The 23,261-nt window shown below is 59.5% G+C and carries 21 protein-coding genes; 20 read left to right on the forward strand and 1 reads right to left on the reverse strand.

Annotated elements, in window-relative coordinates:
- Positions 1–12: 12 nt before the first annotated feature.
- The gene (locus Tel_08020) at positions 13–780 is read right to left on the reverse strand and encodes a methionine aminopeptidase (GenBank protein ALP53107.1); all 768 of its coding nucleotides are present in this window, start codon (positions 778–780) and stop codon (positions 13–15) included.
- Between the two features lie 379 nt (positions 781–1,159).
- Between Tel_08020 and Tel_08025 the strand changes: the two genes are divergently transcribed.
- From Tel_08025 to Tel_08120, 20 genes are all read left to right on the forward strand, one after another.
- On the forward strand, positions 1,160–1,972 hold the full coding sequence (locus Tel_08025; GenBank protein ID ALP53108.1) for a 30S ribosomal protein S2: 813 nt from the start codon (positions 1,160–1,162) through the stop codon (positions 1,970–1,972).
- A gap of 93 nt (positions 1,973–2,065) precedes the next feature.
- Complete coding sequence (locus Tel_08030) at positions 2,066–2,947, forward strand: elongation factor Ts (protein ID ALP53109.1); 882 nt, start codon at positions 2,066–2,068, stop codon at positions 2,945–2,947.
- A 15-nt stretch (positions 2,948–2,962) separates the two neighbouring features.
- Entirely contained in the window at positions 2,963–3,679 is a 717-nt protein-coding gene (locus tag Tel_08035) for a uridylate kinase (GenBank protein ID ALP53110.1), read from the forward strand.
- Between the two features lie 11 nt (positions 3,680–3,690).
- A complete protein-coding gene (locus tag Tel_08040; GenBank protein ALP53111.1) occupies positions 3,691–4,248 on the forward strand; it encodes a ribosome-recycling factor in 558 nt (185 codons plus the stop codon).
- 68 nt (positions 4,249–4,316) lie between these two features.
- Entirely contained in the window at positions 4,317–5,078 is a 762-nt protein-coding gene (locus tag Tel_08045; protein ALP53112.1) for a hypothetical protein, read from the forward strand.
- Positions 5,071–5,901: a hypothetical protein gene (locus Tel_08050; protein ID ALP53113.1), complete on the forward strand. Its 831-nt coding sequence runs from the start codon at positions 5,071–5,073 to the stop codon at positions 5,899–5,901. Before Tel_08045 ends, Tel_08050 begins: the two co-directional genes overlap by 8 nt.
- Entirely contained in the window at positions 5,898–7,067 is a 1,170-nt protein-coding gene (locus tag Tel_08055) for a 1-deoxy-D-xylulose 5-phosphate reductoisomerase (protein ALP53114.1), read from the forward strand. The genes Tel_08050 and Tel_08055 overlap by 4 nt, the downstream gene beginning before the upstream one ends.
- A gap of 15 nt (positions 7,068–7,082) precedes the next feature.
- A complete protein-coding gene (locus tag Tel_08060; protein ALP53115.1) occupies positions 7,083–8,441 on the forward strand; it encodes an RIP metalloprotease RseP in 1,359 nt (452 codons plus the stop codon).
- Complete coding sequence (locus Tel_08065) at positions 8,431–10,731, forward strand: outer membrane protein assembly factor BamA (protein ID ALP53116.1); 2,301 nt, start codon at positions 8,431–8,433, stop codon at positions 10,729–10,731. Before Tel_08060 ends, Tel_08065 begins: the two co-directional genes overlap by 11 nt.
- Positions 10,732–10,748: 17 nt before the next feature.
- Entirely contained in the window at positions 10,749–11,246 is a 498-nt protein-coding gene (locus Tel_08070) for a hypothetical protein (GenBank protein ID ALP53117.1), read from the forward strand.
- 18 nt (positions 11,247–11,264) lie between these two features.
- Positions 11,265–12,278, forward strand: a complete 1,014-nt coding sequence (locus Tel_08075; GenBank protein ID ALP53118.1) for a UDP-3-O-(3-hydroxymyristoyl)glucosamine N-acyltransferase — start codon at positions 11,265–11,267, stop codon at positions 12,276–12,278.
- Positions 12,279–12,299: 21 nt separating this feature from the next.
- Entirely contained in the window at positions 12,300–12,764 is a 465-nt protein-coding gene (locus tag Tel_08080; protein ALP53119.1) for a beta-hydroxyacyl-ACP dehydratase, read from the forward strand.
- Between the two features lie 2 nt (positions 12,765–12,766).
- Positions 12,767–13,537, forward strand: a complete 771-nt coding sequence (locus Tel_08085; GenBank protein ID ALP53120.1) for a UDP-N-acetylglucosamine O-acyltransferase — start codon at positions 12,767–12,769, stop codon at positions 13,535–13,537.
- A 40-nt stretch (positions 13,538–13,577) separates the two neighbouring features.
- Positions 13,578–14,735, forward strand: coding sequence for a lipid-A-disaccharide synthase (locus tag Tel_08090; GenBank protein ID ALP53121.1), 1,158 nt, complete (start codon positions 13,578–13,580; stop codon positions 14,733–14,735).
- Between the two features lie 155 nt (positions 14,736–14,890).
- Complete coding sequence (locus Tel_08095) at positions 14,891–15,244, forward strand: hypothetical protein (protein ALP53122.1); 354 nt, start codon at positions 14,891–14,893, stop codon at positions 15,242–15,244.
- Positions 15,245–15,303: 59 nt separating this feature from the next.
- Positions 15,304–15,648: a hypothetical protein gene (locus Tel_08100; protein ID ALP53123.1), complete on the forward strand. Its 345-nt coding sequence runs from the start codon at positions 15,304–15,306 to the stop codon at positions 15,646–15,648.
- Between the two features lie 85 nt (positions 15,649–15,733).
- Entirely contained in the window at positions 15,734–16,885 is a 1,152-nt protein-coding gene (locus Tel_08105; protein ALP53124.1) for a transposase, read from the forward strand.
- 6 nt (positions 16,886–16,891) lie between these two features.
- Positions 16,892–18,991 (forward strand): hypothetical protein, encoded by a 2,100-nt coding sequence (locus Tel_08110; GenBank protein ALP53125.1) that lies wholly within the window; start codon positions 16,892–16,894, stop codon positions 18,989–18,991.
- A gap of 26 nt (positions 18,992–19,017) precedes the next feature.
- A complete protein-coding gene (gene rnhB, locus Tel_08115) occupies positions 19,018–19,590 on the forward strand; it encodes a ribonuclease HII (protein ID ALP53126.1) in 573 nt (190 codons plus the stop codon).
- 140 nt (positions 19,591–19,730) lie between these two features.
- A complete protein-coding gene (locus Tel_08120) occupies positions 19,731–23,198 on the forward strand; it encodes a DNA polymerase III subunit alpha (GenBank protein ALP54779.1) in 3,468 nt (1,155 codons plus the stop codon).
- The last annotated feature ends 63 nt before the right edge of the window (positions 23,199–23,261 follow it).

Consider the following 23,261-nt stretch of genomic DNA (forward strand, 5'->3'; position numbering starts at 1 on the left):
GTGGGGTGCGGGCTAAAGTGCGTCGCCGGCCAGTTGCGTCAGGACTTCATGACCGTCTTCGGTCACCAGGATGGTATGCTCCCACTGCGCCGACAGGCTGCGGTCCTTGGTCACCACGGTCCATTTGTCCGGCAGCAGCTTGACCTCGCGGCGGCCGGCGTTGACCATGGGTTCGATGGTGAAGATCATCCCTGGTTTCAGGCTCAGGCCGGTGTCGGGCCTGCCGTAGTGCAGCACCTGGGGGTCTTCGTGGAATTCGGCGCCGATGCCGTGACCGCAATATTCGCGCACCACGGAAAAACTGTTCTGTTCCGCGTATTGCTGGATGGCATGGCCGATGTCTCCCAGCTTGACGCCCGGTTTGACCATTTCGATGCCCAATTTCAGGCACTCGTGGCTGATCTGGCAGACCCGGCGCGCCAGGATGGAGGGCTCGCCGACGAAAAACATTTTGCTGGTGTCGCCGTGATAGTGGTCCTTGATGACGGTGACGTCGATGTTGACGATGTCACCGCTCTTGAGCACCTTTTGGCCCGGAATGCCGTGACAGACCTGGTGATTCACCGAGGTGCAGATGGACTTGGGAAAACCGTGATAATTCAACGGCGCCGGAATCGCCTGCTGCTCATTGACGATATAGTCATGGCATAGCCGGTCCAGTTCCTCGGTGGTGACACCGGGCTGCACATGGGGGCGGATCATCTGCAGCACCTCGGCCGCCAGGCGGCCGGCGACGCGCATTTTCTCTATTTCTTCCGGGGTTTTTATCTTGACGGCCATGCTGAAGAACCTGAATAAACTACTAAGGAATGGGTATCCCGACCATATTAGCGTGTTTTGCATCTCCTTGTCAGCCCACAGATTTTTGCCTTTTTTCCGGCGCTGGCGCAGGGCCGTGAAGATTGAGCGCAAGGCCGCTTTATGGTATAAAGCGCGCCAACCGGATGGAAATTCACCGGTTTGGACGCAAGGCGCCTGTTGCAACCTCGTCATCGCGGATTTACCCGGTTTGACGGGCGTCTTTAAATAACCGCCGGTTTTGGCCGGCAAATTCACACGTGCATCGTCACCGCTGCCTGGGTGCCTCAGGGTCGAATATAGCCACAGAGGTTGGGTCGTCGGGATGTACGGAGGCTTAACCCGATTCAGGAGAATCTAAATGTCTAACGTTTCTATGCGTCAAATGCTGGAGGCCGGTGTTCACTTCGGCCACCAGACCCGTTACTGGAACCCGAAGATGGGTCCCTACATCTTCGGCGATCGCAACAAGATCCACATCATCAATCTGGAAAAGACCCTGCCGCTGTTCAACGATGCCATGAACTACGTCGGCAGCCTGGCGGCCAAGAAGGGTAAAATCCTGTTCGTCGGCACCAAGCGCGCCGCCCAGGACATCGTCCGTGAAGAGGCCACCCGTTGCGACATGCCCTATGTCAACCACCGCTGGTTGGGTGGCATGCTGACCAACTTCAAGACCATCAAGCAATCCATCAAGCGCCTCAAGGAGCTGGAGGCCATGGAGCAGGACGGCCGCATGGAGCGCTTTAATAAGAAAGAGGCGCTGGGCTATCGCCGCGAGATGGAAAAGCTGGAGCGCAGCCTGGGTGGCATCAAGAACATGGCCACCCTGCCCGATGCGATCTTCGTCATCGATTCCGGCCACGAAAAGATCGCCATCAGCGAGGCGCACACCCTGGGCATTCCGGTGGTCGGCGTTATCGACACCAACAACGATCCCCGCGCGGTGGATTACATGATCCCCGGCAATGACGACTCAGCCCGCGCCATTGCCCTGTACGCGCGCGGCCTGGCCGACGCCGTGATCACCGGCCGCGCCTCCGTGGTCAGCGGCGGTGCTGACGAATTCGTCGAAGTCGACGATCTGGAAGAAGCGGCCGTGAAGACCACCGTCAAGCAGCCGAAGAAGACCGCGGCGGGGCAGGACGAAGCAGGTAAATCGGCTCAGGCCTAAACGCCGTCGTCGTTCACAGGTCGAACGAGCCGCCCCCTGGGCGGCTCATTGTATAGACAGATATTAACTAGTTAATTTAGCGAGGTTGAGGCAATGGCAATTACAGCAGCCCTGGTGAAAGAACTGCGCGAACGTACCGGCGCAGGCATGATGGAATGTAAAAAGACATTGGTGGAAACCGACGGCGACATCGATGCGGCGATCGAGTTGATGCGTAAAAGCGGTATGGCCAAGGCGGATAAGAAGGCCGGCCGGGTCGCCGCCGAGGGCATTATCGCCATGGCGCGCGGCGCCGACGCCAAGCAGGCGGTGCTGGTGGAAGTGAATTGCGAAACCGACTTTGTCGCCAAGGGTGATGATTTCACCGCCTTCGCCGACAAGGTCGCACGCCGCGCCCTGGACGCCGGTGTCGATAGCGCCGAAGCACTGTCGCAAACCGCCATCGAAGACGGCGGCGCCACGGTGGAAGAGGCGCGCAAGGAACTGATCGCCAAGATCGGTGAAAACATCTCCGTGCGCCGCGTCAGCCGGGTCGAGTCGGGCGGCGTGGTGGGCGCGTATCTGCACGGCAGCCGCATCGGCGTCCTGGTCGCCGTCGAGGGCGGTGATGAGGCGCTGGCGCGCGACATCGCCATGCACGTGGCCGCCAGCAAGCCTGTCTGCGTAAGCGCCGATGAGGTGCCCGCCGACGTCATCGACAAGGAAAAGGAGATCTTTTCCGCTCAGGCGGCCGAAAGCGGCAAGCCCGCCGACATCATCGAGAAGATGGTCTCCGGCCGCATCAACAAGTACCTGAAGGAGATCACCCTGCTGGGTCAACCCTTCGTCAAGGATCCCGACCAGACCGTCGAGAAACTGCTTGCCGCCAAGGGCGCCAAGGTCACCGGCTTTGTGCGCCTCGAGGTGGGTGAAGGTATTGAGAAGAAGGAAGAGGATTTCGTCGCCGAAGTCATGGCTCAAGCCAAGGGAGCCTGATACGTGAATGAGGCAGTGGTAAAAGCTCCGAAGTACAAGCGCATCCTGCTAAAGCTCAGCGGCGAGGCCCTGATGGGTGAGGGTCAATACGGAATTGACCCTGATACCATCAAACGTATCGCGGAAGAAGTGGAGGGCCTGGTCAAGGCCGGTATCGAGGTCGGTATGGTGATCGGCGGCGGCAATATTTTCCGCGGCGCCGGACTGGCCGAGGCGGGCATGGATCGGGTTACCGGCGACCACATGGGTATGTTGGCCACGGTCATCAATGCCCTGGCCATGCAAGACGCCCTTGAGCATCGCGGCATTTACGCCCGTGTCATGTCGGCCATCAAGATCAACCAGATCTGCGAGGACTATATCCGTCGGCGCGCCGTGCGTCATCTGGAAAAGGGGCGCGTGGTGATCTTCGCCGCGGGTACCGGCAATCCGTTCTTCACCACCGATTCCGCCGCCAGTCTGCGTGCGGTGGAGATCGGTGCCGACCTGCTGATCAAGGCCACCAAGGTGGATGGGGTGTATACCGCGGATCCGGTCAAGGACGCGTCGGCGCAACGTTATAGGACGCTGGATTTCGACCAGGTCTTGGATCAGCGCCTGGCGGTTATGGATGCCACCGCGATCGTGATGTGTCGCGACTACAAAATGCCCCTGTGTGTATTGAATATCAACAAACCCGGTGCCCTGATGAATGCCTTGTTGGGGAATGAAGAGGGCACTTTCGTTCGGTAAAGGGATTAAGCATGATTGAAGAAATTAAGAAGGATGCCGCGACGCGGATGGGAAAAAGCATCGAGGCCCTGAAAAGCGAATTTTCCAAGATCAGAACGGGCCGCGCCCACACCAGTCTGCTGGATCACGTCAAGGTGGACTACTACGGCAACGAAGTGCCGCTCAATCAGGCGGCGACGGTGTCGGTTTCCGACGCCCGCACATTGACCGTGCAGCCCTGGGAAAAGAGCATGGTGCCGGTGGTGGAAAAGGCCATCCTCAACTCCGACTTGGGCCTGAACCCGTCCACCTCCGGTGAAACGATTCGCGTGCCCCTGCCCATGCTCACCGAAGAGCGGCGCAAGGAGATGATTCGCGTGGTCCGCAACGAAGCCGAAGGCGCGCGCGTGGCGGTGCGCAATATCCGTCGTGACGCCAACAACGACATCAAAGAGTTGTTGAAGGAAAAAGAGATTACCGAGGACGAGTCACACCGCGGTGAAGAAGAGATTCAAAAAATCACCGACAAGAACATTGCCGACATAGAACAGTTACTGGCAGTCAAAGAAAAAGATCTCATGGAGATCTAGTGTTGGAGGGGCCGTGGCGGTCCCGTCCAAGTTTCAGTGCAATTTGCTCCATACCTGTAGGTAAGCGCATGTCTGAAGGCCCACAAGCGGAAGAATATTACGGCAAGATCCCTCGCCACATCGCCATCATCATGGACGGTAACGGGCGTTGGGCCAAGCGCCGTCATATGCCGCGCGTGGCGGGGCATCGTGCCGGCGTGGAGTCGGTGCGCGCCATTGTGCGGCGTTGCGGTGAGCTGGACGTCAAGGTGCTCACCCTGTTCGCCTTCAGCAGCGAAAACTGGCGCCGTCCGGAACAGGAAGTGGGGCTGCTGATGGAGTTGTTCATGCTCGCCCTGCAGCGTGAATCCAAACGCCTGCATCAGAACAATGTGCGGCTCAGGATCATCGGCGATCTGAGCCGCTTTTCCGGCAAGCTGCGCGGCGAGGTCGACAAGGCCGAGGCCTTGACCCAGGATAACACCGGTCTGCAGCTGGCCATCGCCGCCAACTACGGCGGTCGCTGGGACATCACCCAGGCGGTGAAGACCATTGCCGGGCGTATCGCGGCCGCCGAGATCGCCGCCGAGGCTGTCTCCGAAGACTTGATTCATCAACAGCTGTGCCTGGCCGACATGCCCGAGCCTGATCTGTTTATCCGCACCGGCGGCGAGCAGCGCATCAGTAATTTCCTGCTCTGGCAGCTGGCCTACAGTGAACTCTATTTCACCGACACCCTCTGGCCCGACTTCAATAAGGATGAACTGGATGCGGCCCTGCACTGGTTCGCCAGTCGCCAGCGTCGTTTCGGACGCACCGGCGATCAGGTGGAGCAGATCAGAAGTGCTTAAGCAACGTCTGCTGACGGCACTGGTGCTCATACCACTGGTGGTGTGGGCTGTGTTGGGCTTGAATACCGAGGTGTTGGCCTTGATCCTGGCGCTGTTCGTGGTGATCGCCAGTTGGGAGTGGGGCCGTCTGATCGGGTTGAACTCCGTGGTGACGAAAACCGCGTATGCCTTGATGATCGTCACTTTGTTGCTGTTGGCCCATCTCGGCGCGCGGCAGCTGGCCGGTGTCGGGTTCATGATCTTCGCCCTGGCGGGCGCTTGGTGGTTGGTGGGCGCCGCATGGGTGTTTGTTTATCGCGGTGCCAAGGGTATCAAGGCGCGGGATACCTTTATCGGTATGCTCGTCGGTATCCTGGTGCTGGTGCCGACCTGGCTGGCGCTGACCCGCATTCACGGCTTTTCCGCCGACGGTCCCTACCTGATGCTGTTCGTGATGGTGCTGATCTGGGCGGCGGACAGCGGCGCCTACTTCGTCGGCCGCAAGCTGGGTCGGCATAAACTGGCGCCGGCGGTGAGCCCCGGCAAGACCGTCGAAGGCGTCGTCGGCGGCTTGGTCGCGGCGGGTCTGTTCTCGCTCATCGCCGCCTTCGGTTTTGAGTTGCCGCTGTTGGGTATCGCCGGTTTTGTCCTCTTGTCCCTGGTGGTGGTGCTGTTTTCCATCGTCGGTGATCTGTTCGAAAGTCTGGTCAAGCGCCGCGTCGGCGTGAAGGACAGCGGCCAATTGCTGCCCGGCCACGGTGGTATGCTGGATCGTATCGATAGCCTGACCGCGGCGGCACCCATTTTCGCCCTGGGCTTGAGCCTGTTCGGAGGGGCACGATGATCGGCGTTACCGTACTCGGATCCACCGGCTCCATCGGCGTCAGCACCCTGGATGTGATCGCGCGCCATGACGATCGCTATCGTGTTGTGGCCCTGAGCGCCAACAGCGACGCCGACCGAATGGCGGCGCAATGCCGTGAATTCCAGCCGGATTACGCGGTGATGGCCGATGAGGCGGCCGCCGAGGCCTTGGCGCTGCAGTTGCAGCAGACCGGCCTGGAGACCGAGGTGCTGGCCGGTGAAGAGGGGCTGGTCAAGGTGGCGAGCTTGGCCGAGACCGATTGCGTCATGGCCGCCATTGTCGGTGCCGCCGGGCTGTTGCCGGCATTGGCGGCGGCGCGTGCCGGCAAGCGTATCCTGTTGGCGAATAAAGAGGCGTTGGTGGTCTCGGGCCAGATCTTCATGGACGCGGTGCGTGAGAATGGCGCCGTGTTGTTGCCGGTGGATAGCGAGCATAATGCCGTGTTCCAGTGTATGCCGCCCGGTTACAGCGGCGATATGCTTCACGACGGTGTGCGGCGCATTTTGCTGACCGCGTCCGGCGGTCCGTTTCGCAGTGTCGATCTGGCCGAGCTCGAGGCCGTGACACCGGACCAGGCCTGCGCCCATCCCACGTGGGTGATGGGACGCAAGATCTCGGTGGATTCGGCCACCATGATGAACAAGGGCCTGGAGGTGATCGAGGCGCGTTGGTTATTCAACGCCGAACCGGAGCGGATTCAGGTGGTCATACACCCGCAGAGTGTGATCCATTCGCTGGTGGAATACGTGGACGGCTCGGTGCTGGCGCAGTTGGGCAGTCCCGACATGCGTACACCGATCGCCAATGCCCTGGCCTGGCCCGAGCGCATTGCCGCCGGCGTCAATCAGCTGGACCTGTTCGAAGTGGCGCGCTTGGACTTTGAGGCGCCCGACTTCGCGCGTTTCCCTTGTCTGCGCCTGGCCTACGAGGCCTTGGAGCGGGGCGGCAGCGCCTCGGCGGTATTGAACGCCGCCAATGAAGTGGCCGTTGCCGCCTTCCTCGACGGCCGTCTCAAGTTCACCGCCATCGCCGCCGTGGTGGAGCAGACATTGAATGCATTGCCGCCTGCTGCGGCGGATTCCTTGGAGCAGGTGCTGGATGCCGATCGCGAAGCGCGCGCATTCGCCGGGCGCTTGATTAATTAAATAATAGAATTATCTATGGGCACAATTTTATCGTCAGTCTTTTTCTTCATCGTCGCGCTCGGCATCCTGGTCACGGTGCATGAATTCGGCCATTTCTGGGTGGCCCGCAAAGCGGGCGTCAAGGTGCTCCGTTTTTCCGTCGGCTTCGGCAAACCGCTGTGGAGCAAGACCGCCGGTCCGGATCAGATCGAATACGTGATCGCCGCCATTCCCCTGGGGGGGTATGTGCGCATGCTGGATGAACGCGAAGGCGAAGTGGCGCCGCATGAACTGCATCGCGCCTTCAATCGCCAACCCCTGGGCAAACGCTTCGCCGTGGTGCTGGCCGGACCGTTGTTCAATTTCATTCTGGCCATCATCGCCTACTGGCTGATTTTCGTGTTGGGCGTCACCGGCATGAAGCCCATCGTTGGGACAGTTGCTGAAGATTCCATCGCCGCCCAGGGCGGCATGCAGGCCGGTGATCGAATCGTCGCCGTCGGCGGCCGCGAGACGCCCACTTGGTCGGTGGTGGTGGTGTCCATGTTGGAGCATGCCCTGGACAGCGGTGAGGTGGTTATGCGGGTAGCGCCGGCGCAGAGCGACGCCGAGACCCAACGGGTAATCCGCTTCGACAAGATCCCGGAAGACCTGAATCGCGGCGGGCTGCTGGACTTTATCGGCATTCGTCCCTATCGTCCGTTGATTCCCGCCTTGATCGGTAAGTTGGCGCCCAACGGGGCGGCGGAGCGCGCCGGGCTTGAGGTGGGTGACAGAGTGGTCGCCGCCGACGGGGAGGCGATCAAGGATTGGGAGCAATGGGTGGATTATGTGCGCGCCCGTCCCGAACAGACGATAAATGTCGGCGTCGAACGCGACGGCGAACGGATTAATCTGGATTTGACCCCGGCCCGCGTCGAAGGGGATGTGGGCAAGATCGGTGCCGGCGTGCGGCTGCAGGAGTTGCCCGAGGAGTTGAAGTCCGAGGTGCGTTACGGTCCGGCCGAGGCGCTATTGAGCGCGACGGTGAAGACCTGGGATATGTCCATTCTGACCTTGCGCATGCTGGGCAAGATGGTGACCGGCGATGTCTCCCTGTCTAACCTCAGCGGTCCGTTGAGTATCGCGCGTTACGCCGGCTATTCCGCCAGCGCCGGTTTTGTCTCTTTCTTAACCTTTCTGGCGGTGGTCAGCATCAGCCTGGGGGTGTTGAATTTATTGCCCGTGCCCATGCTCGACGGCGGCCATTTAATGTACTACATAGTCGAGTTTTTCAAGGGCAGTCCGGTATCAGATGCGGCCCAGATCACGGGCCAGAAGATCGGTATTGCTTTGCTGTTAGGGATGATGTTGCTTGCCTTTTATAACGATATTCTTCGGTTCTTTGTCAGTTAAAGCCGCAATGAGACGAGCGCTAACCTTGTTGTTGATGTGTCTTGCCCTCGCTTGGACGAGTCTTGCCGCCGCTTTTGAAGAGTTTTCGGTCGACGACATCAAGGTGCAAGGGCTGCAGCGCATCAGCGAAGGGACGGTATTCAATTATCTGCCGGTCGAGATCGGCGATCGCATCGGCGAAGCCACCACCCAGCAGATCATTTCGGCCCTGTATAAGACCGGTTTTTTCAAGGATGTGGTGCTGCTGCGCGACGCCGATACCCTGATCGTCAAGGTGCAGGAACGTCCTTCCATCGCCTCCATTACCATCAGCGGCAACAACGAGTTGGGCACTGAGGATTTGCAGGAAGGCCTGAAAAAGGCCGGCTTGGTGGAAGGGCGGATTCTGGACGCCTCGCTGCTGGACCGGATCAAGCAGGACCTGCAACGCCAATATTTCGTGCGCGGCTACTATGCCGTGGAGATCGAGACCGTGGTCGACGAGACCGGTGAAAACCAGGTCGACGTCACCATCAATATTCAAGAAGGCGAAGTGGCCCTGATTCGAAAGATCAATATCATCGGCGCCGAGGCCTTTGCCGAAGAAGAATTGCTGGATGAGTTTGAGCTTGGTATCCCCGCCTTTTATGCCGTGTTCAGCGACCGCGATCAATACTCGCGCCAGAAACTGTCGGCCGATATCGAGACCCTCAAGTCGTATTACCTGGACCGCGGCTATATCAACTTCAATGTCGAGTCCACCCAGGTCACTATCACACCGGAAAAGAAGGCCGTGTTTATCACCCTCAATATTCATGAGGGGGAACAATTTACTATCGAGTCCATTGAGCTGGCCGGTGATCTGATCGTGCCCCGTGAGGAATTGCAGGCGCTGGTCGACCTGCAGCCCGGCGACGTGTTTTCGCGCCGTGAAGTGAATGCCGTCAGCAGCGCCATCACCGAGCGCCTCGGCAATGAGGGTTACGCCTTTGCCAACGTGAATGCCATACCCGAGATCGATAACGAAAATCGGGAGGTGGCCCTGACCTTTTTTGTCGACCCCGGTAAGCGTGTTTATGTGCGGCGCATCAATATCACCGGTAACGAAAAGACTGAAGACGAGGTCATCCGGCGCGAATTCCGGCAAATGGAAGGGGCGTGGGTGTCGACCAGCAAACTGAATCGTTCACAGGTGCGCGTGCAACGCTTGAGCTATCTGGATCAGGTGACCCTGGAAACACCCATGGTGCCGAACAGCAGCGATCAGGTTGACGTCAATATGTCGGTCACCGAACGGCCGTCGGGCAGCTTGATGCTGGGCGTGGGGTATTCCGGGGGTGAAGGGATGCTGTTCAATGCCAGTGTCAGCCAGGAGAACTTTCTCGGCACCGGCAAGCGCGTCAGCACCGAGGTCAATACCAGCGCGGCCAACAAGATCTACAGTTTTTCCCATACCAATCCCTATTACACCCTGGACGGTGTGAGTCGCAGTGTGCGCCTGTCCTATCGCAAGACCGATGCCGCCGAGGCCAACCTGGCCAACTACATCGCCAATGTCTGGGGTGGTTCCATAACCTACGGGATTCCCATGTCGGAATACGATACGCTACGTCTCGGCGTCGGCTATGACAACACCGAGATCGAAACGACTGTGTTTACGCCACCGTCGTATATCGATTTTCTGGCCGCCAACAGTGATGATTTCGATGTCTACAAGCTGAGTCTGGGCTGGACTCACGATACCCGCAACAAGACCGTCTTCGCCACGCAAGGGGTGGTGCAGTCGCTGACCACGGACGTGGCCCTGCCCGCCGGTGGATTGACCTTCTACAAGGTGACGTCCAAGACGCGCTGGTTCCATCCGCTGTCCAAGCGCTACACCGCCTCTTTGGAGTTGGAGCTGAATCACGGCGACAGCTACGGTGACACCACCGAACTGCCGTTTTTTGAGCGTTTTTACGCCGGCGGCGCCCATTCGGTGCGAGGCTATCGCGCCAATACGCTGGGGCCGCGCGAGAATGATGTAAACTTGGGGGGTGATTTTCGCGTGGTCGGCAGCGCCGAGCTGATTTTCCCGCCACCGTTTTCCGAACAGAACAGCACGGTCCGTATGAGTGTGTTCTGGGACATCGGTAGTGTCTTCGACGAGATCAACAAGTACGAAAGTTCGGAGTTGCGACAATCCGCCGGCGTGTCGCTGATTTGGTTGTCACCCATTGGGCCGTTATCATTCAGTTTGGCCAGACCTTTGAATGATGAGCCCGGAGACAGAACTGAGCCGTTCCAGTTCACCTTGGGCACACTCTTTTAATTCAGGAGGACGTTGTTTTGAAAAAACTCACCGCGAATCTATTGATGTTGGTTGCCTTGCTGGCGCCGTTTGCCGCGGGCGCCGCCGATCTCAAGATCGGCTTTGTCAATGGCACCCGTCTGGTGGAGGAATCACCCCAGGCCCAGGCCGCCGCCGAGCGCATCAAGAAAGAATTCGATCCGCGCCAGCAGGAAATCCTCGAGGCCCAGCAGCAGTTGCGCCAGCGCGAGGAGCAGTTTCTCAAGGACAGCGCCTTCATGAGCGCCGACGAGAAACAGAAAAAGGAACGCCAAATCGTGTCGGCGCAGCGGGAATTGCGTTTGCGAGAGACCGAATTGCGCGAGGATTTCACCATCCGCCGTAACCAGGAAATGGCCAAGGTGTGGGAGGTGTTGCGCGACAGTATTCAGAGTTACGGCAAGGATCACAATTTCGATCTGATCCTGTTCGAGGGTGTCTCCTATGCCAGCCCCGAGGTCGATGTGACCGACAAGATTCTCGAACGTCTGAAATAAGCGGGCGGCGCGGTGGCGATGACCCTGGCTGAAATCGCAGCGCGCTTAGCGTGCGAGCTGCACGGCGACGGCGCGTGTCTGATCCGCGGCGTCGCGACCCTGCAAAACGCCACGCCGGGCCAGATCGCGTTTCTCGCCAACCGCCGTTACCGCCGTCATCTGGCGACCACCCGGGCCAGCGCCGTCATCCTCGCCGCGGACGATCTGGACGCCTGCCCGGTGAGCGCCTTGGTCTCCGAGAACCCGTATCTCGTGTATGCGCGGGTGACGGCCTTGCTGAATCCGCCCGCGCCGGTGCCGAACGGTTGCCATCCCTCCGCCGTCATTGAACCCGGCTGTCACATAGACCCCAGTGCCGCCATCGGCGCCCACTGTGTTATCGGTGCCAATGTCACCATTGGCGCCGCTGCGGTGATTGGTCCGGGTTGTGTCATCGGCTGTGGCGCTGCCATCGGCGACGCTACCCGGCTGACGGCCAATGTGTCCATCGGCGACGGTGTCAGCATCGGCCGCCGGTGCTTGGTGCAGCCCGGCGCGGTGATCGGCAGCGACGGCTTCGGCTATGCCCAGGATAAGGCCGCCTGGGTTAAGGTGCCGCAGCTGGGCGGCGTGGTGGTCGGCGATGACGTGGAGATCGGCGCCAACACCACCATCGATCGCGGCGCCCTGGAGGATACGGTGATCGAGGACGGTGTGATCCTGGACAATCAGATCCAGATCGCCCACAACGTGCGTATCGGCGCCCACACCGCCATCGCCGGCGCCACCGCCATCGCCGGCAGCACCCGCATCGGCAAGCGTTGCCAGATCGGCGGCGCGGTGGGCATCGTCGGCCATCTGGAGATCGTGGACGATGTCTACATTACCGCTATGAGTCTGGTCACTGGTAATATTAGACGGCCCGGCCTGTATTCCTCCGGGACCCCGCTGGCCGACAATAAGGAATGGCGCCGCAATGCCGCCCGCTTCGGCCAGCTAGACGACATGGCCCGCCGGCTCAAGGCCCTGGAAAAAAAGCTTGAAGATAACTGAACGCTATTGGGAAAATGGATAATGCAAGAAGGTAATGACTCATTGAACAGCATGGATATTTATGAGGTGCTCAAGCACCTGCCGCACCGTTATCCCTTTCTGCTGGTAGACCGGGTTATCGACTACAAGGTGAACGACTATCTCACCGCCATCAAAAATGTCTCCTACAACGAACCTTGTTTCCCCGGCCATTTTCCCCATCGGCCGGTGATGCCGGGAGTATTGATTCTCGAAGCCTTGGCCCAGGCCACCGGTATTCTGGCCTATAAGTCCACCGCCCAGACGCCGACGGAAAAGTCGCTGTACTATTTCGTCGGTATCGACAAGGCGCGCTTTAAGCAGCCCGTGGTGCCCGGCGATCAGCTTACCCTGGAGGTGAAGCTGACGCGCACCCTGCGCGGCATTTGGAAATTCGACGGCCTCGCCTGTGTCGACGGCAAGGTGGTGTGCGAGGCTGAATTGATGTGCGCTGAAAGGGATGTGTAGTTGTGATAGATGAGCGCGCCATCGTCGATGCCAAGGCCAGCGTTGCAGACGATGTCAGCATTGGTCCGTATTCCATCATCGGTCCTGATGTGGAGATCGGTGCCGGTACCTGGGTCGGCCCACATGTGATCATCAAAGGGCCTTGCCGCATTGGTCAGGACAACCGCATTTTCCAATTCAGCTCCATCGGAGAAGAGCCGCAGGACAAGAAATACAATGGCGAGCCCACCCGCCTGGAGATCGGCGACCGCAATGTGATCCGTGAATACTGCACCCTCAATCGCGGCACCGCGCAAGGCCTGGGCTACACCCGCGTCGGTAACGATAATTGGATTATGGCCTATGTCCATGTCGCCCACGACTGCATGGTCGGCGACAACACCATCTTCGCCAACAACGCCACCCTGGCGGGGCACGTCAACATCGAGGATTACGCCATCTTGGGCGGCGCTTGCCTGATTCACCAGTTTTGCACCATCGGTACCCACAGTTTCATCGGCATGGGCAGTGCCATCGCCAAGGATGTGCCGCCGTATTTGATGGTGTCGGGCCAGCCGGCCCAGCCTCACGGTCTGAACGCGGAAGGCTTGCGCCGCCGCGGTTTCAGCCCCGAGGCCATCAAGGCCTTGCGGCGGGCCTACAAAATCGTGTACCGCTCTGGTCTTACCGTCACCAAGGCCTTGGAACAACTGGCCGAGTGCAAAGACGCGTTCGCCGAGGTCGCTGCGTTCGCCGAGTTCATCGCCCAATCCGAGCGTGGTATCGTCAGATAAAGGGTCTATTCACAGGCCCTAACAAGCTACCCAAAGGTCAATGAAAATAGGCATTATCGCAGGCGAGGCATCGGGGGATCTGCTTGCCGCCGGATTGATCACAGCGATCAAGGCCGAACATCCCGACGCGCAATTCGAAGGTATCGCCGGCCCGGCCATGGTCGAGGCCGGTTGCCGTGCCCTGTATCCGGCGGAAAAACTGGCCGTGATGGGACTGGTGGAGGTGCTGGCGCACTACCGTGCGCTGAAACGCATCCAAACCAGCGTGGTGGAACACTTCAGCCGTCATCCGCCCGATGTCTTCGTCGGAGTGGACGCGCCGGATTTCAATCTCACCGTTGAACGCAAGCTCAAGGCGCGCGGCATCAAGACCGTGCACTATGTCAGCCCCTCGGTGTGGGCCTGGCGCCAGTACCGGGTGAAGAAGATCGCGCGCGCCGTGGACTTGATGCTGACCCTGTTCCCCTTCGAGGCCGAGTTTCACCGCCACCATGGGGTGAAGGTGGAATTCGTGGGCCATCCCCTGGCGGAGATGATCCCGCTGCAGGCCGATGTCGCCGCCGCCCGCCAGCGGTTGGCGCTGCCGCAGGACAAAAAGCTCGTGGCCTTGCTACCGGGCAGTCGCATGTCCGAGGCCAAGCAGTTGGCCGGCTTGATGCTCGACGCGGCAGGCCGGGTGGCGGCAGAGCACCCCGGTGTCGAGTTCGTCATGCCCTTGGCTACGCCCGCCATCCGCAGTTACGTAGAGGCGCTGCGCGATGACTCGGCGGACGGCCCCGCCTTTCACCTGGTCGATGGTCGTTCGCGCGAGGTGATGGCCGCGGTGGATGTGATCCTGCTGGCCTCCGGTACCGCGGCGCTGGAGGCCATGCTGTTCAAGAAACCCATGGTGGTAAGCTATAAACTCGCCCCCTTGACTTATGCCATCGTGCGGCGCCTGGTCAAGACAGCCTATGTCTCCCTGCCCAATATTCTGGCCGGGGAGGAGTTGGCAAAGGAGCTGATTCAAGCCGAGGCCACGGCCGCCAATATGGCCGCCGAGGTGCTTCGATTGTTGCGCGATGAGGACGCCGCCGCGGCCATCGGTGAGCGCTTCACCCGGATTCATCGCACCCTTAAACAGGACGCCAGCCGCAAGGCCGCCCGGGCGGTGCTGGAATTAACCGCCGCCGGCGTCGCAACGGATTCACCCAGCTGATGAAAATGCCAATGCACAAATCTACTAACAAGTCTTTCATGATGAGTACCGATGTGCCGAAACCGCTGGCCGCAGGGCCGCGGCCGTCGAGCGTAGCGGGACGTGTTCACAGCCTGTGTCAGAACATGGGTATTCATCACTTAAGTCGTGCGCGTATGTTACGAAGGTTCATTCCCAGTTTGATCGGGGTCGTGCTGTTGTCCGCCTGCGGCGTGGACAAGGAGCATCCCAAATACGATCAGCGTCGCTATGATGAATTACAGCGGGCCAATTGCCATGACATGGCCTCGGTCTTGTCATCCAGACTGTTGATGGAGACGCCTGAGGAGTTTGATACGGCCCTGAAACGTTGTCAGGACACCAAAAGCCTGAGCTTCGAGGAGTACCAGGCGCTGGCGGATTACGGCCGCGAAACGGGTGAATGGGATATCTATGCCGTCTATCCGGAGAAGCGCTCCAGCACGGCGCCCACGCACGCGAATCCTGCGCCTGAGCCGCAACCCCGGTGAGAAATGCGGGCTAGCTCACATTCAGAACTCGAATAATCGATCATCAATCAGACAACAAAATGAGTTTTACACGCCTGTCACTGCGTACCGTTATGGTCATCTTCATGGCGCTGACCAGTATGATTTTGGTGCTGGTAGCGTGGGAGGTGTATCGTGATTCCGCCCTCGACAGCCAGCGCCAGTCCTTGCAAGAGGTGCTGGCGCGCGAGACCGAACGGGTAATGCAGCAGGTGCGCGAAGCCAGCGCTGAACTGGCGGCGGCGATCCAAACCGACGCCGACTTTCGGCAGGCCTTGGCGGCGCAGGATAATGACCGCCTGGCGCAGATACTGGGGCAGCAGTTTCAGCGCTACCATGTCACCTCCGGCGTGCTCAATCTGGTGCAGCTCACTGCTGTCCCATAAACATGGAATAAAAAAGGCTTAAATCCCAACAAGTTGTTACAATGAAAGTGCGACCAAACACTGTAATAACAGAGAGATTTAAGCCATGGCACATCATAATACTATTTTCGCACAATTGCTAAAATTCGTACCGAGACATGAATTTGAAAGCCTCTCAAAAACGCATCATGAAGGTAGACAGTTGCGGAAAACAAGCCGCTGGTCCCAGTTTGTCGCGTTGTCTCTGGGGCAATTGGCAGGCCGCCATAGCCTAAGGGATATTGAGAGCAATATGAGCGCACAATCCAGTCGTCTTTATCACTTAGGAGCCAAACCCATTGCACGCTCAAGCCTGGCCAGATTAAATGAAAAGCAACCTGCTAAGTTATATGAGGCCTTGTTTGCAAAGCTTTATGCCAACTGTCAGAAGCTGACGTCCGGCCACCGGTTCCGTTTCAAGAACAAGCTCTATTCATTAGACGCCTCCTTGATTGACTTATCACTAAAAATATTTCCCTGGGCCCACTATGCCTTGGGAAAATCAGCAATGAAACTCCACCTGAGTTTAGATCATGATGGATACATCCCGAATTTCGCAGCTATTACCGAAGGTAAAGCATCCGATATAGAAATAGGGAGAACACTCCACTATAGCAAAGGCAGCATCGTCGTCTTTGACAAAGGATATACGGACTATGAATGGTTTAAGGCCCTTAATAACAAGGGTATTTTCTTTGTTACCCGGATCAGGAAGAATGCCATATGGAAGATTGAAGAGCGAAGAGCCGTCGATAAATCCAAAGGACTGACATCGGATCAAACAATCGTTTTAACAGGTGTTAAGCCAAAAAAGATCGGCATGCCAAAGCTACGACGAATTGGCTATCGAGATCCTGAGAGCGGAAAAGCCTATGAGTTCCTGACAAATAATTTCGCTTTAAGTGCACAGACCATCGCAGAGATTTATAAAGAACGGTGGCAAGTAGAATTATTCTTCAAATGGATCAAACAAAATCTAAAGATCAAGGCCTTCGTGGGCAATAGCAAGAATGCCATTATGACGCAGATATGGATCGCGCTCTGTACCTATTTGATACTGGCCTATTTGAAATTCAGTGCCAAGCTAGGATGGTCCTTACAAAGTATGTTGCGATTATTGCATCTGAATTTGTTTCTACGAAGAGACCTGATGGCATTACTTCGTGGTGATCCGCCAAAACAAAATGCTCTGGAAATACGGCAGCTATGCTTGGTGTAAAAGTTTATGGGACAGCAGTGGGTGCAGCTCTATGCCTACGACACGTCCTACGAGGTGGTCGCCTGGTCTCAGCTCGGACCTTCGGCACGGGGCGAGGTCGGCATCATTTGCCAAGAACTGCTGGCGCGGGCCAGACAGCGGCGCGGCGCCGAGCATATCAAGATCCTTTCAGGGTTGTGCCAATGGAAAGGGCGCGCCTATTTTTCCCTCATCGTGCCCGTCGGCGGTATCCAACAGCAGGGCTATCTGCAGTTGGTCACGGACCCGTTGGCGAACATGGTCAATCTGGAACAGTTTCTCGACATGCCCGTCAGGCTCAGTTCGGTCAACGGCGATCGGGTCTACCGCTCTCATGCCTGGCGCGGCGGCGCGGCGGGCCAGGACTTTATCACCGCCCATTACTGGCTGCAGGGCGGCGCTGGGGGGCGCCTGACCCAGGTCAGTGTGCAGCACGATCTGGACCTGTTCAACCAGCAGGTAACGGAGAGCCGCAATCTGCTCATGACCCTGGCCGGCGTGATCACCTTAGTGATGGTGCTGTTCACCCTGTGGGTGTTGCAGCAGTCCATGCTTCGCCCCATGCGTGCCTTTATCAATCAGCTCAACCTGGTGCGCAGCGATCGACGCAATCTGGGCAGGCCTATCGAGTTGCCCGCCAACGCCGAGCTGCGTGAGCTGGTACAGGTGTTCAACGACATGAGTCGGGAACTGGCCGTTGCCTATGAGGAATACGAAGACCTGGCCTTCACCGATCAGCTCACCGCGCTGCCCAACCGTGCCCTGTTTCTCGACCGTTTGAGGCAGCTCATCCTGCTGAGCAAGCGCAAGAGCGAGCGTTTCGGCGTCATGCTGTTGGATCTGGATAGTTTCAAGGAGGTCAACGATACCCTGGGGCACCATCTGGGGGATGAATTGCTCAGGCACATCGCCCTGCGCCTGCAGCGTATCCTTCGCGCCTCCTCCACCATCGCCCGCGTGGGCGAAGACAATACCGGCGAAGAGCCGGGCAAGGCCCTGCTGGAGGCGGAAGAGACCACCGTCGCCCGTCTCGGCGGCGACGAGTTCGCCTTTCTGCTGCCCAACCTGGGCGGTGTGGACGGGGCGGTCGCTGTCGCCCGGCGCGTGACCGAGGCGCTGGAAGCGCCGGTGGACGTGGACGGCAATTTGATCGTGGTCGCGGGCACCTTGGGCCTGGCGATGTTTCCGGAGCATGGCGACAGTGCCGAGACCCTGCTGCGCCGCGCCGATGTGGCGCTCTACGTGGCCAAGCATATCCAAAGCGATTTCTCCGTCTATGATCCCGCTTATGACCGCAACAGCGTCAAGCAGCTGGCGTTGAAGGCGGAACTGCGCAGCGCCATCGATGATGATCAGCTGCTGCTCTATTACCAGCCCAAGCTCGATCTGGAGAAGGGCTGTGTCGCCTCGGTGGAGGCGCTGGTGCGCTGGCAGCACCCAGAACAGGGCTTGATACCGCCCAATCAGTTCATTCCCATGTCGGAACAGCGCGGCCTGATCGGGCCGCTGACCGAGTGGGTAATCCACACGGCCTTGCAGCAACACCGCAGCTGGCAGGAGCAGGGCATTGATGTGAAAATCGCCGTCAATCTTTCCTCGCGGGTGTTATATGACTTGTCGCTGCCCGCTAAGGTCGAACAGGCGCTGGTCAAGGCCCAATTGTCGCCTGCGGCCCTGGCGCTGGAGATCACCGAAGAGGCCACCATGCTGGATCCGGAGCGTGCCATGATCATCCTGCAGCGGCTCAACGAAATGGGTATCTCCCTCTCCATCGACGATTTCGGCACCGGTCATTCCTCGCTCAGCTATCTCAAGCGCCTGCCGGTGGATGAGATCAAGATCGACCGCTCCTTCGTCATGGAAATGGAAAGCTCGGACAATGATGCCAAAATCGTGCATGCCACCATCGATCTGGCCCACAACCTGGGTCTGAAGGTGGTGGCCGAAGGGGTGGAATCGGAGCATATCCTGAGCATGTTAAAGACGCTCAACTGCGATTACGCCCAGGGCTTTCATTTGAGCCGGCCGGTGGCCGCCGACGACTTGGTGAAATGGTTGGCGGTTTCCGAATATCGTTGCGGCATATAAAATCACAAATCACGAAGGGAGGATAAATGGAACTGGGGAGAATGCTGATCGCAGGCGTGGATGAAGTCGGGCGCGGCCCCCTGGCCGGGCCGGTGGTGACGGCGGCGGTGATTCTGGACCCGGACATGCCCATCGACGGGCTGGTGGATTCCAAGCTGTTGCGCCCGGAGCGCCGCGAGGCATTGGAGCCCTTGATCAAGCAGCATGCCCTGGCCTGGGCGATCGGCCGCGCCGATGTAGATGAGATCGACAGCCTCAATATCCTGCACGCCACGATGCTCGCCATGCAGCGCGCCGTGGCCGGCTTGGCGCTGCGTCCGGCACGGGTGCTGGTGGACGGCGACCGTTGTCCGGATTTCGGCTGTCCCGCCGAGGCGGTGATCAAGGGTGACCAAAGTGTAGCGGCCATCTGTGCCGCCTCCATTCTGGCCAAGGTGTGCCGCGACCGAGAAATGATCGAACTGGATGGACTCTATCCCGGCTACGGCTTGGCCAGTCACAAGGGCTATGGCACCAAACAGCACCTGGAGGCGCTGCAATCGCACGGGGTGAGCGTGATCCATCGGCGCAGTTTCGGTCCGGTGCAGCGCTTGCTTTAAGCACCGCCGCGCAGTTCACGGCTTATGACAATAATGTAATTAATACATTCAGTTACCTGTAGTTGTTCGTGTTGTTTATTGAAATCTTTCGTCGCCACATGCGTTTTTTGCTGACGCGTATTTAGGTTAATATGAGCGCCATGCCCGCACCCTCATTCATCCATTTGCGCGTCCACAGCGAATACTCGCTGGTCAACGGCATCACGCGCATCAAGCCCTTGGTCAAGGCCGCCCGGGCGGCGGGGATGCCGGCCCTGGCGCTCACCGACCAGTGCAACATGTTCGCCATGGTCAAGTTCTACAAGGCCGCCCTGGCCGAGGGCCTGAAGCCCATCATGGGGGCGGACTTGTGGCTGTTCGAGGACGAGAATCATGGCCAACTCAGCCGTCTGGTGTTGCTGTGTCAGAACCGCGCGGGCTACCTCAATCTCAGCCGTCTCATCACGCGCGCCTATCGCGAAGGCCAGCACCGCGGCATGGCCACCATCCAGCGCGCTTGGCTCGAGGGCAGCAGTGACGGTCTAATCGCCCTGTCCGGTGGGCGGCAAGGCGATGTGGGTCAGCAATTGATCAGTGGCCACCCGGAGCAGGCCGCCAAACTCCTGGCCGACTGGCAGCGCCTGTTTCCGCAGCGCTATTACCTGGAGCTGCAGCGCACCGGCCGCGAAAACGAGGAGTTTTATATCCAGCAGGCCGTGGCCCTGGCGAGTCAGGCCGAGGTGCCGGTGGTGGCCACCAACGATGTGCATTTCCTCAAGCGCGAGGATTTCGAGGCCCACGAGGTGCGCGTCTGCATCCATGACGGCCGCACGCTGGACGACAAACGCCGGCCCAAGCACTATTCCGACCAGCAGTATCTGCGCACCCCCGAGGAGATGGTGGAACTGTTCAGCGACATCCCCGAGGCGCTCGAGAACACGGTGGAGATCGCGCGGCGCTGCAATCTGCCCCTGACCCTGGGCAAGTATGTACTGCCCGATTTCCCTATTCCCGGCGGCATGACCGAGGATGAGTATTTCCGCCAGCGCGCCCGCGACGGTCTGACGCAGCGCCTGCGCCTGCTGTTCGACCCGGCGGCGCCCGACTTCGAGCAACGCTGCCGGCCCTATTGGGAGCGCCTGCAGATCGAGCTGGACGTGATCCTGGGGATGGGCTTTCCCGGCTACTTTCTGATCGTGTCCGACTTCATCGCCTGGGCCAAGCGCAACGGCATCCCGGTGGGGCCGGGGCGCGGCTCGGGCGCCGGTTCCCTGGTGGCCTATGCGCTATTAATAACCGACCTAGATCCATTGGCATACGACCTACTCTTCGAGCGATTTCTCAACCCTGAGCGGGTCTCCATGCCCGATTTCGATGTCGACTTCTGCATGGACCGGCGCGACGCGGTCATCGACTACGTGGTGCAGACCTATGGCCGCGACCAGGTCTCCCAGATCATCACCTACGGCTCCATGGCGGCCAAGGCCGTGGTGCGCGACGTGGGCCGTGTCTTCGGTCATCCCTACGGCCTGGTGGACCGCATTGCCAAGCTGATCCCCTTCGAGATCGGCATGACCCTGGAGAAGGCCCTGCAACAGGAAGAGCAGCTGCGTGAGCTGTGCGAGCAGGACGAGGACGTCAACACCCTGATCGAAATGGCCCGCGCCCTGGAGGGTACGGCGCGCAACGCCGGCAAGCATGCCGGCGGCGTGGTGATCGCGCCCACGGCGCTGACCGATTTCTGCCCGCTCTATTGCGAGCCCGGCGGCGCCAACCTGGTCACCCAGTTCGACAAGGACGATGCCGAGGCGGTGGGCCTGGTCAAGTTCGACTTCCTCGGCCTGCGCACCCTGACCATCATCGACTGGGCTCTGAAGGCGGTCAATGACCTGCGGCAAAAGCAGGGCGAGGCGCCGCTGGATATCACCCAGCTGCCCCTGGATGACGAACAGAGTTTCCGCCTGCTGAAGAACTGCGAGACCACCGCCGTGTTCCAGCTCGAGTCGCGCGGCATGAAGGACCTGATCAAACGCCTGCAGCCCGACAGCTTCGAAGACATCATCGCCCTGGTGGCGCTCTTTCGCCCCGGCCCGTTGGAGTCGGGCATGGTGGACGATTTCATCAACCGTAAGCACGGCCGCGCCCGGGTGGAGTATCCCTTCCCGGAGACCGAGGAGATCCTCGGCCCCACCTACGGGGTCATCGTCTACCAGGAACAGGTCATGCAGATCTCCCAGGTCATCGGCGGCTACTCCCTGGGCGGCGCCGACCTGCTGCGCCGCGCCATGGGCAAGAAGAAACCCGAAGAGATGGCCAAGCAGCGCAAGCTCTTCATGGCCGGGGCGCAGAAGGGCGGCTTCGACACCGAAAAGGCCGGCGCCCTGTTTGACTTGATGGAGAAGTTCGCCGGGTACGGCTTCAACAAATCCCACTCCGCCGCCTACGCCCTGGTCTCCTACCAGACCATGTGGCTCAAGGCCCATTACCCGGCCGCCTTCATGGCGGCGGTGCTGTCCGCGGATATGGACAACACCGACAAGGTGGTGATGCTCATCGAGGAATGTCGTCAGATGCAGCTCACCGTGCAGACGCCCGACATCAACCGCTGCATGACCAAGTTCACGGTGGCCGATGATGGCTCGGTGCTTTACGGTCTGGGGGCGATCAAAGGGGTGGGCACGGGGGCCTTGGAGGCCATCATCGCGGAACGCGAAGACCACGGTGCGTTCCGCAATCTGTTCGATTTCTGCAAGCGTATCGATTTGCGCAAGGCCAACCGCCGTCTGCTGGAGGCCCTAATCCGCGCCGGTGCCCTGGACCGGCTCGGTCCCAATCGCGCCACCCTGATGGCTTCATTGCCGGCGGCCATCCAGACCGCCGAGCAGTTTCATCAAAATCGTAATGCCGGCGTTTCCGACATGTTCGGCTTCGATGCGCCGCAGCCGGATGACGCCCTGGTGGACTTCGTCCACGCACAGGATTGGCCCGATAAGCTGCGGCTGCAGGGGGAAAAAGAGACCCTGGGGCTGTATCTGACCGGGCATCCCATCGATCGTTACGAGACCGAATTGGAACGCTTCGTCAGCTGCCGCCTGGCCGGGCTCAACCCGGATCGCAATCAGACCGTCATCATCGCCGGCCTGGTGGTGGCGGTACGCACCATGAACACCAAGCGTGGCGACCGGATCGCCTTCGTCACCCTGGATGATCGCACCGGCCGCATTGAGACGGCGGTGTTCTCCGAGGGCTATCAGAAATACCGTGACCTGCTGGTCAAAGACCGGGTGCTGGTGGTGGAGGGCACGGTCAGCGTGGATGAATACTCTGGCGGTTTTCGCATGAGCAGCGACCATGTCTATGAGTTTGAGCAGGCGCGCGAGCGTTTCGCCAAGCGCCTGGAGATCCGCATCGGCCCCGAGCAGGCCGCCAACGGCTTCGTCGATTCCCTGGGGCAAATCCTCAAGCCCTTCAACGAGGGCGGCTGTCCGGTGTGGCTGGATTACGCCGGCCAGGGCGCCCAGGTCAAACTGGTGTTGGGTAACGCCTGGCAGGTCCGGCCCACCGACGAACTGCTGCTGCGTTTGGGCGAGTTGGCCGGGAATGACCATGTCAACCTGGTCTATGCTTGACGCGTGTTTCCCCGCGTCCGTAAACCGTTTAGAATACTGCTCATTAACCAATTGACGGCCAAA

Source organism: Candidatus Tenderia electrophaga (genome assembly GCA_001447805.1).
GTDB classification, from domain to species: domain Bacteria; phylum Pseudomonadota; class Gammaproteobacteria; order Tenderiales; family Tenderiaceae; genus Tenderia; species Tenderia electrophaga.

What these genes read in the sequence shown, in the direction of transcription:
- Tel_08095 (ALP53122.1), top strand. Translation starts at nt 14,891, where the DNA reads ATGTTACGAAGGTTCATTCCCAGTTTGATCGGGGTCGTGCTGTTGTCC.
- Tel_08020 (ALP53107.1), bottom strand. Translation starts at nt 780, where the DNA reads ATGGCCGTCAAGATAAAAACCCCGGAAGAAATAGAGAAAATGCGCGTC.
- Tel_08025 (ALP53108.1), top strand. Translation starts at nt 1,160, where the DNA reads ATGTCTAACGTTTCTATGCGTCAAATGCTGGAGGCCGGTGTTCACTTC.
- Tel_08080 (ALP53119.1), top strand. Translation starts at nt 12,300, where the DNA reads ATGCAAGAAGGTAATGACTCATTGAACAGCATGGATATTTATGAGGTG.
- Tel_08040 (ALP53111.1), top strand. Translation starts at nt 3,691, where the DNA reads ATGATTGAAGAAATTAAGAAGGATGCCGCGACGCGGATGGGAAAAAGC.
- Tel_08030 (ALP53109.1), top strand. Translation starts at nt 2,066, where the DNA reads ATGGCAATTACAGCAGCCCTGGTGAAAGAACTGCGCGAACGTACCGGC.
- Tel_08100 (ALP53123.1), top strand. Translation starts at nt 15,304, where the DNA reads ATGAGTTTTACACGCCTGTCACTGCGTACCGTTATGGTCATCTTCATG.
- Tel_08075 (ALP53118.1), top strand. Translation starts at nt 11,265, where the DNA reads ATGACCCTGGCTGAAATCGCAGCGCGCTTAGCGTGCGAGCTGCACGGC.
- Tel_08090 (ALP53121.1), top strand. Translation starts at nt 13,578, where the DNA reads ATGAAAATAGGCATTATCGCAGGCGAGGCATCGGGGGATCTGCTTGCC.
- Tel_08120 (ALP54779.1), top strand. Translation starts at nt 19,731, where the DNA reads ATGCCCGCACCCTCATTCATCCATTTGCGCGTCCACAGCGAATACTCG.
- Tel_08055 (ALP53114.1), top strand. Translation starts at nt 5,898, where the DNA reads ATGATCGGCGTTACCGTACTCGGATCCACCGGCTCCATCGGCGTCAGC.
- rnhB (ALP53126.1), top strand. Translation starts at nt 19,018, where the DNA reads ATGGAACTGGGGAGAATGCTGATCGCAGGCGTGGATGAAGTCGGGCGC.
- Tel_08110 (ALP53125.1), top strand. Translation starts at nt 16,892, where the DNA reads ATGGGACAGCAGTGGGTGCAGCTCTATGCCTACGACACGTCCTACGAG.
- Tel_08105 (ALP53124.1), top strand. Translation starts at nt 15,734, where the DNA reads ATGGCACATCATAATACTATTTTCGCACAATTGCTAAAATTCGTACCG.
- Tel_08060 (ALP53115.1), top strand. Translation starts at nt 7,083, where the DNA reads ATGGGCACAATTTTATCGTCAGTCTTTTTCTTCATCGTCGCGCTCGGC.
- Tel_08045 (ALP53112.1), top strand. Translation starts at nt 4,317, where the DNA reads ATGTCTGAAGGCCCACAAGCGGAAGAATATTACGGCAAGATCCCTCGC.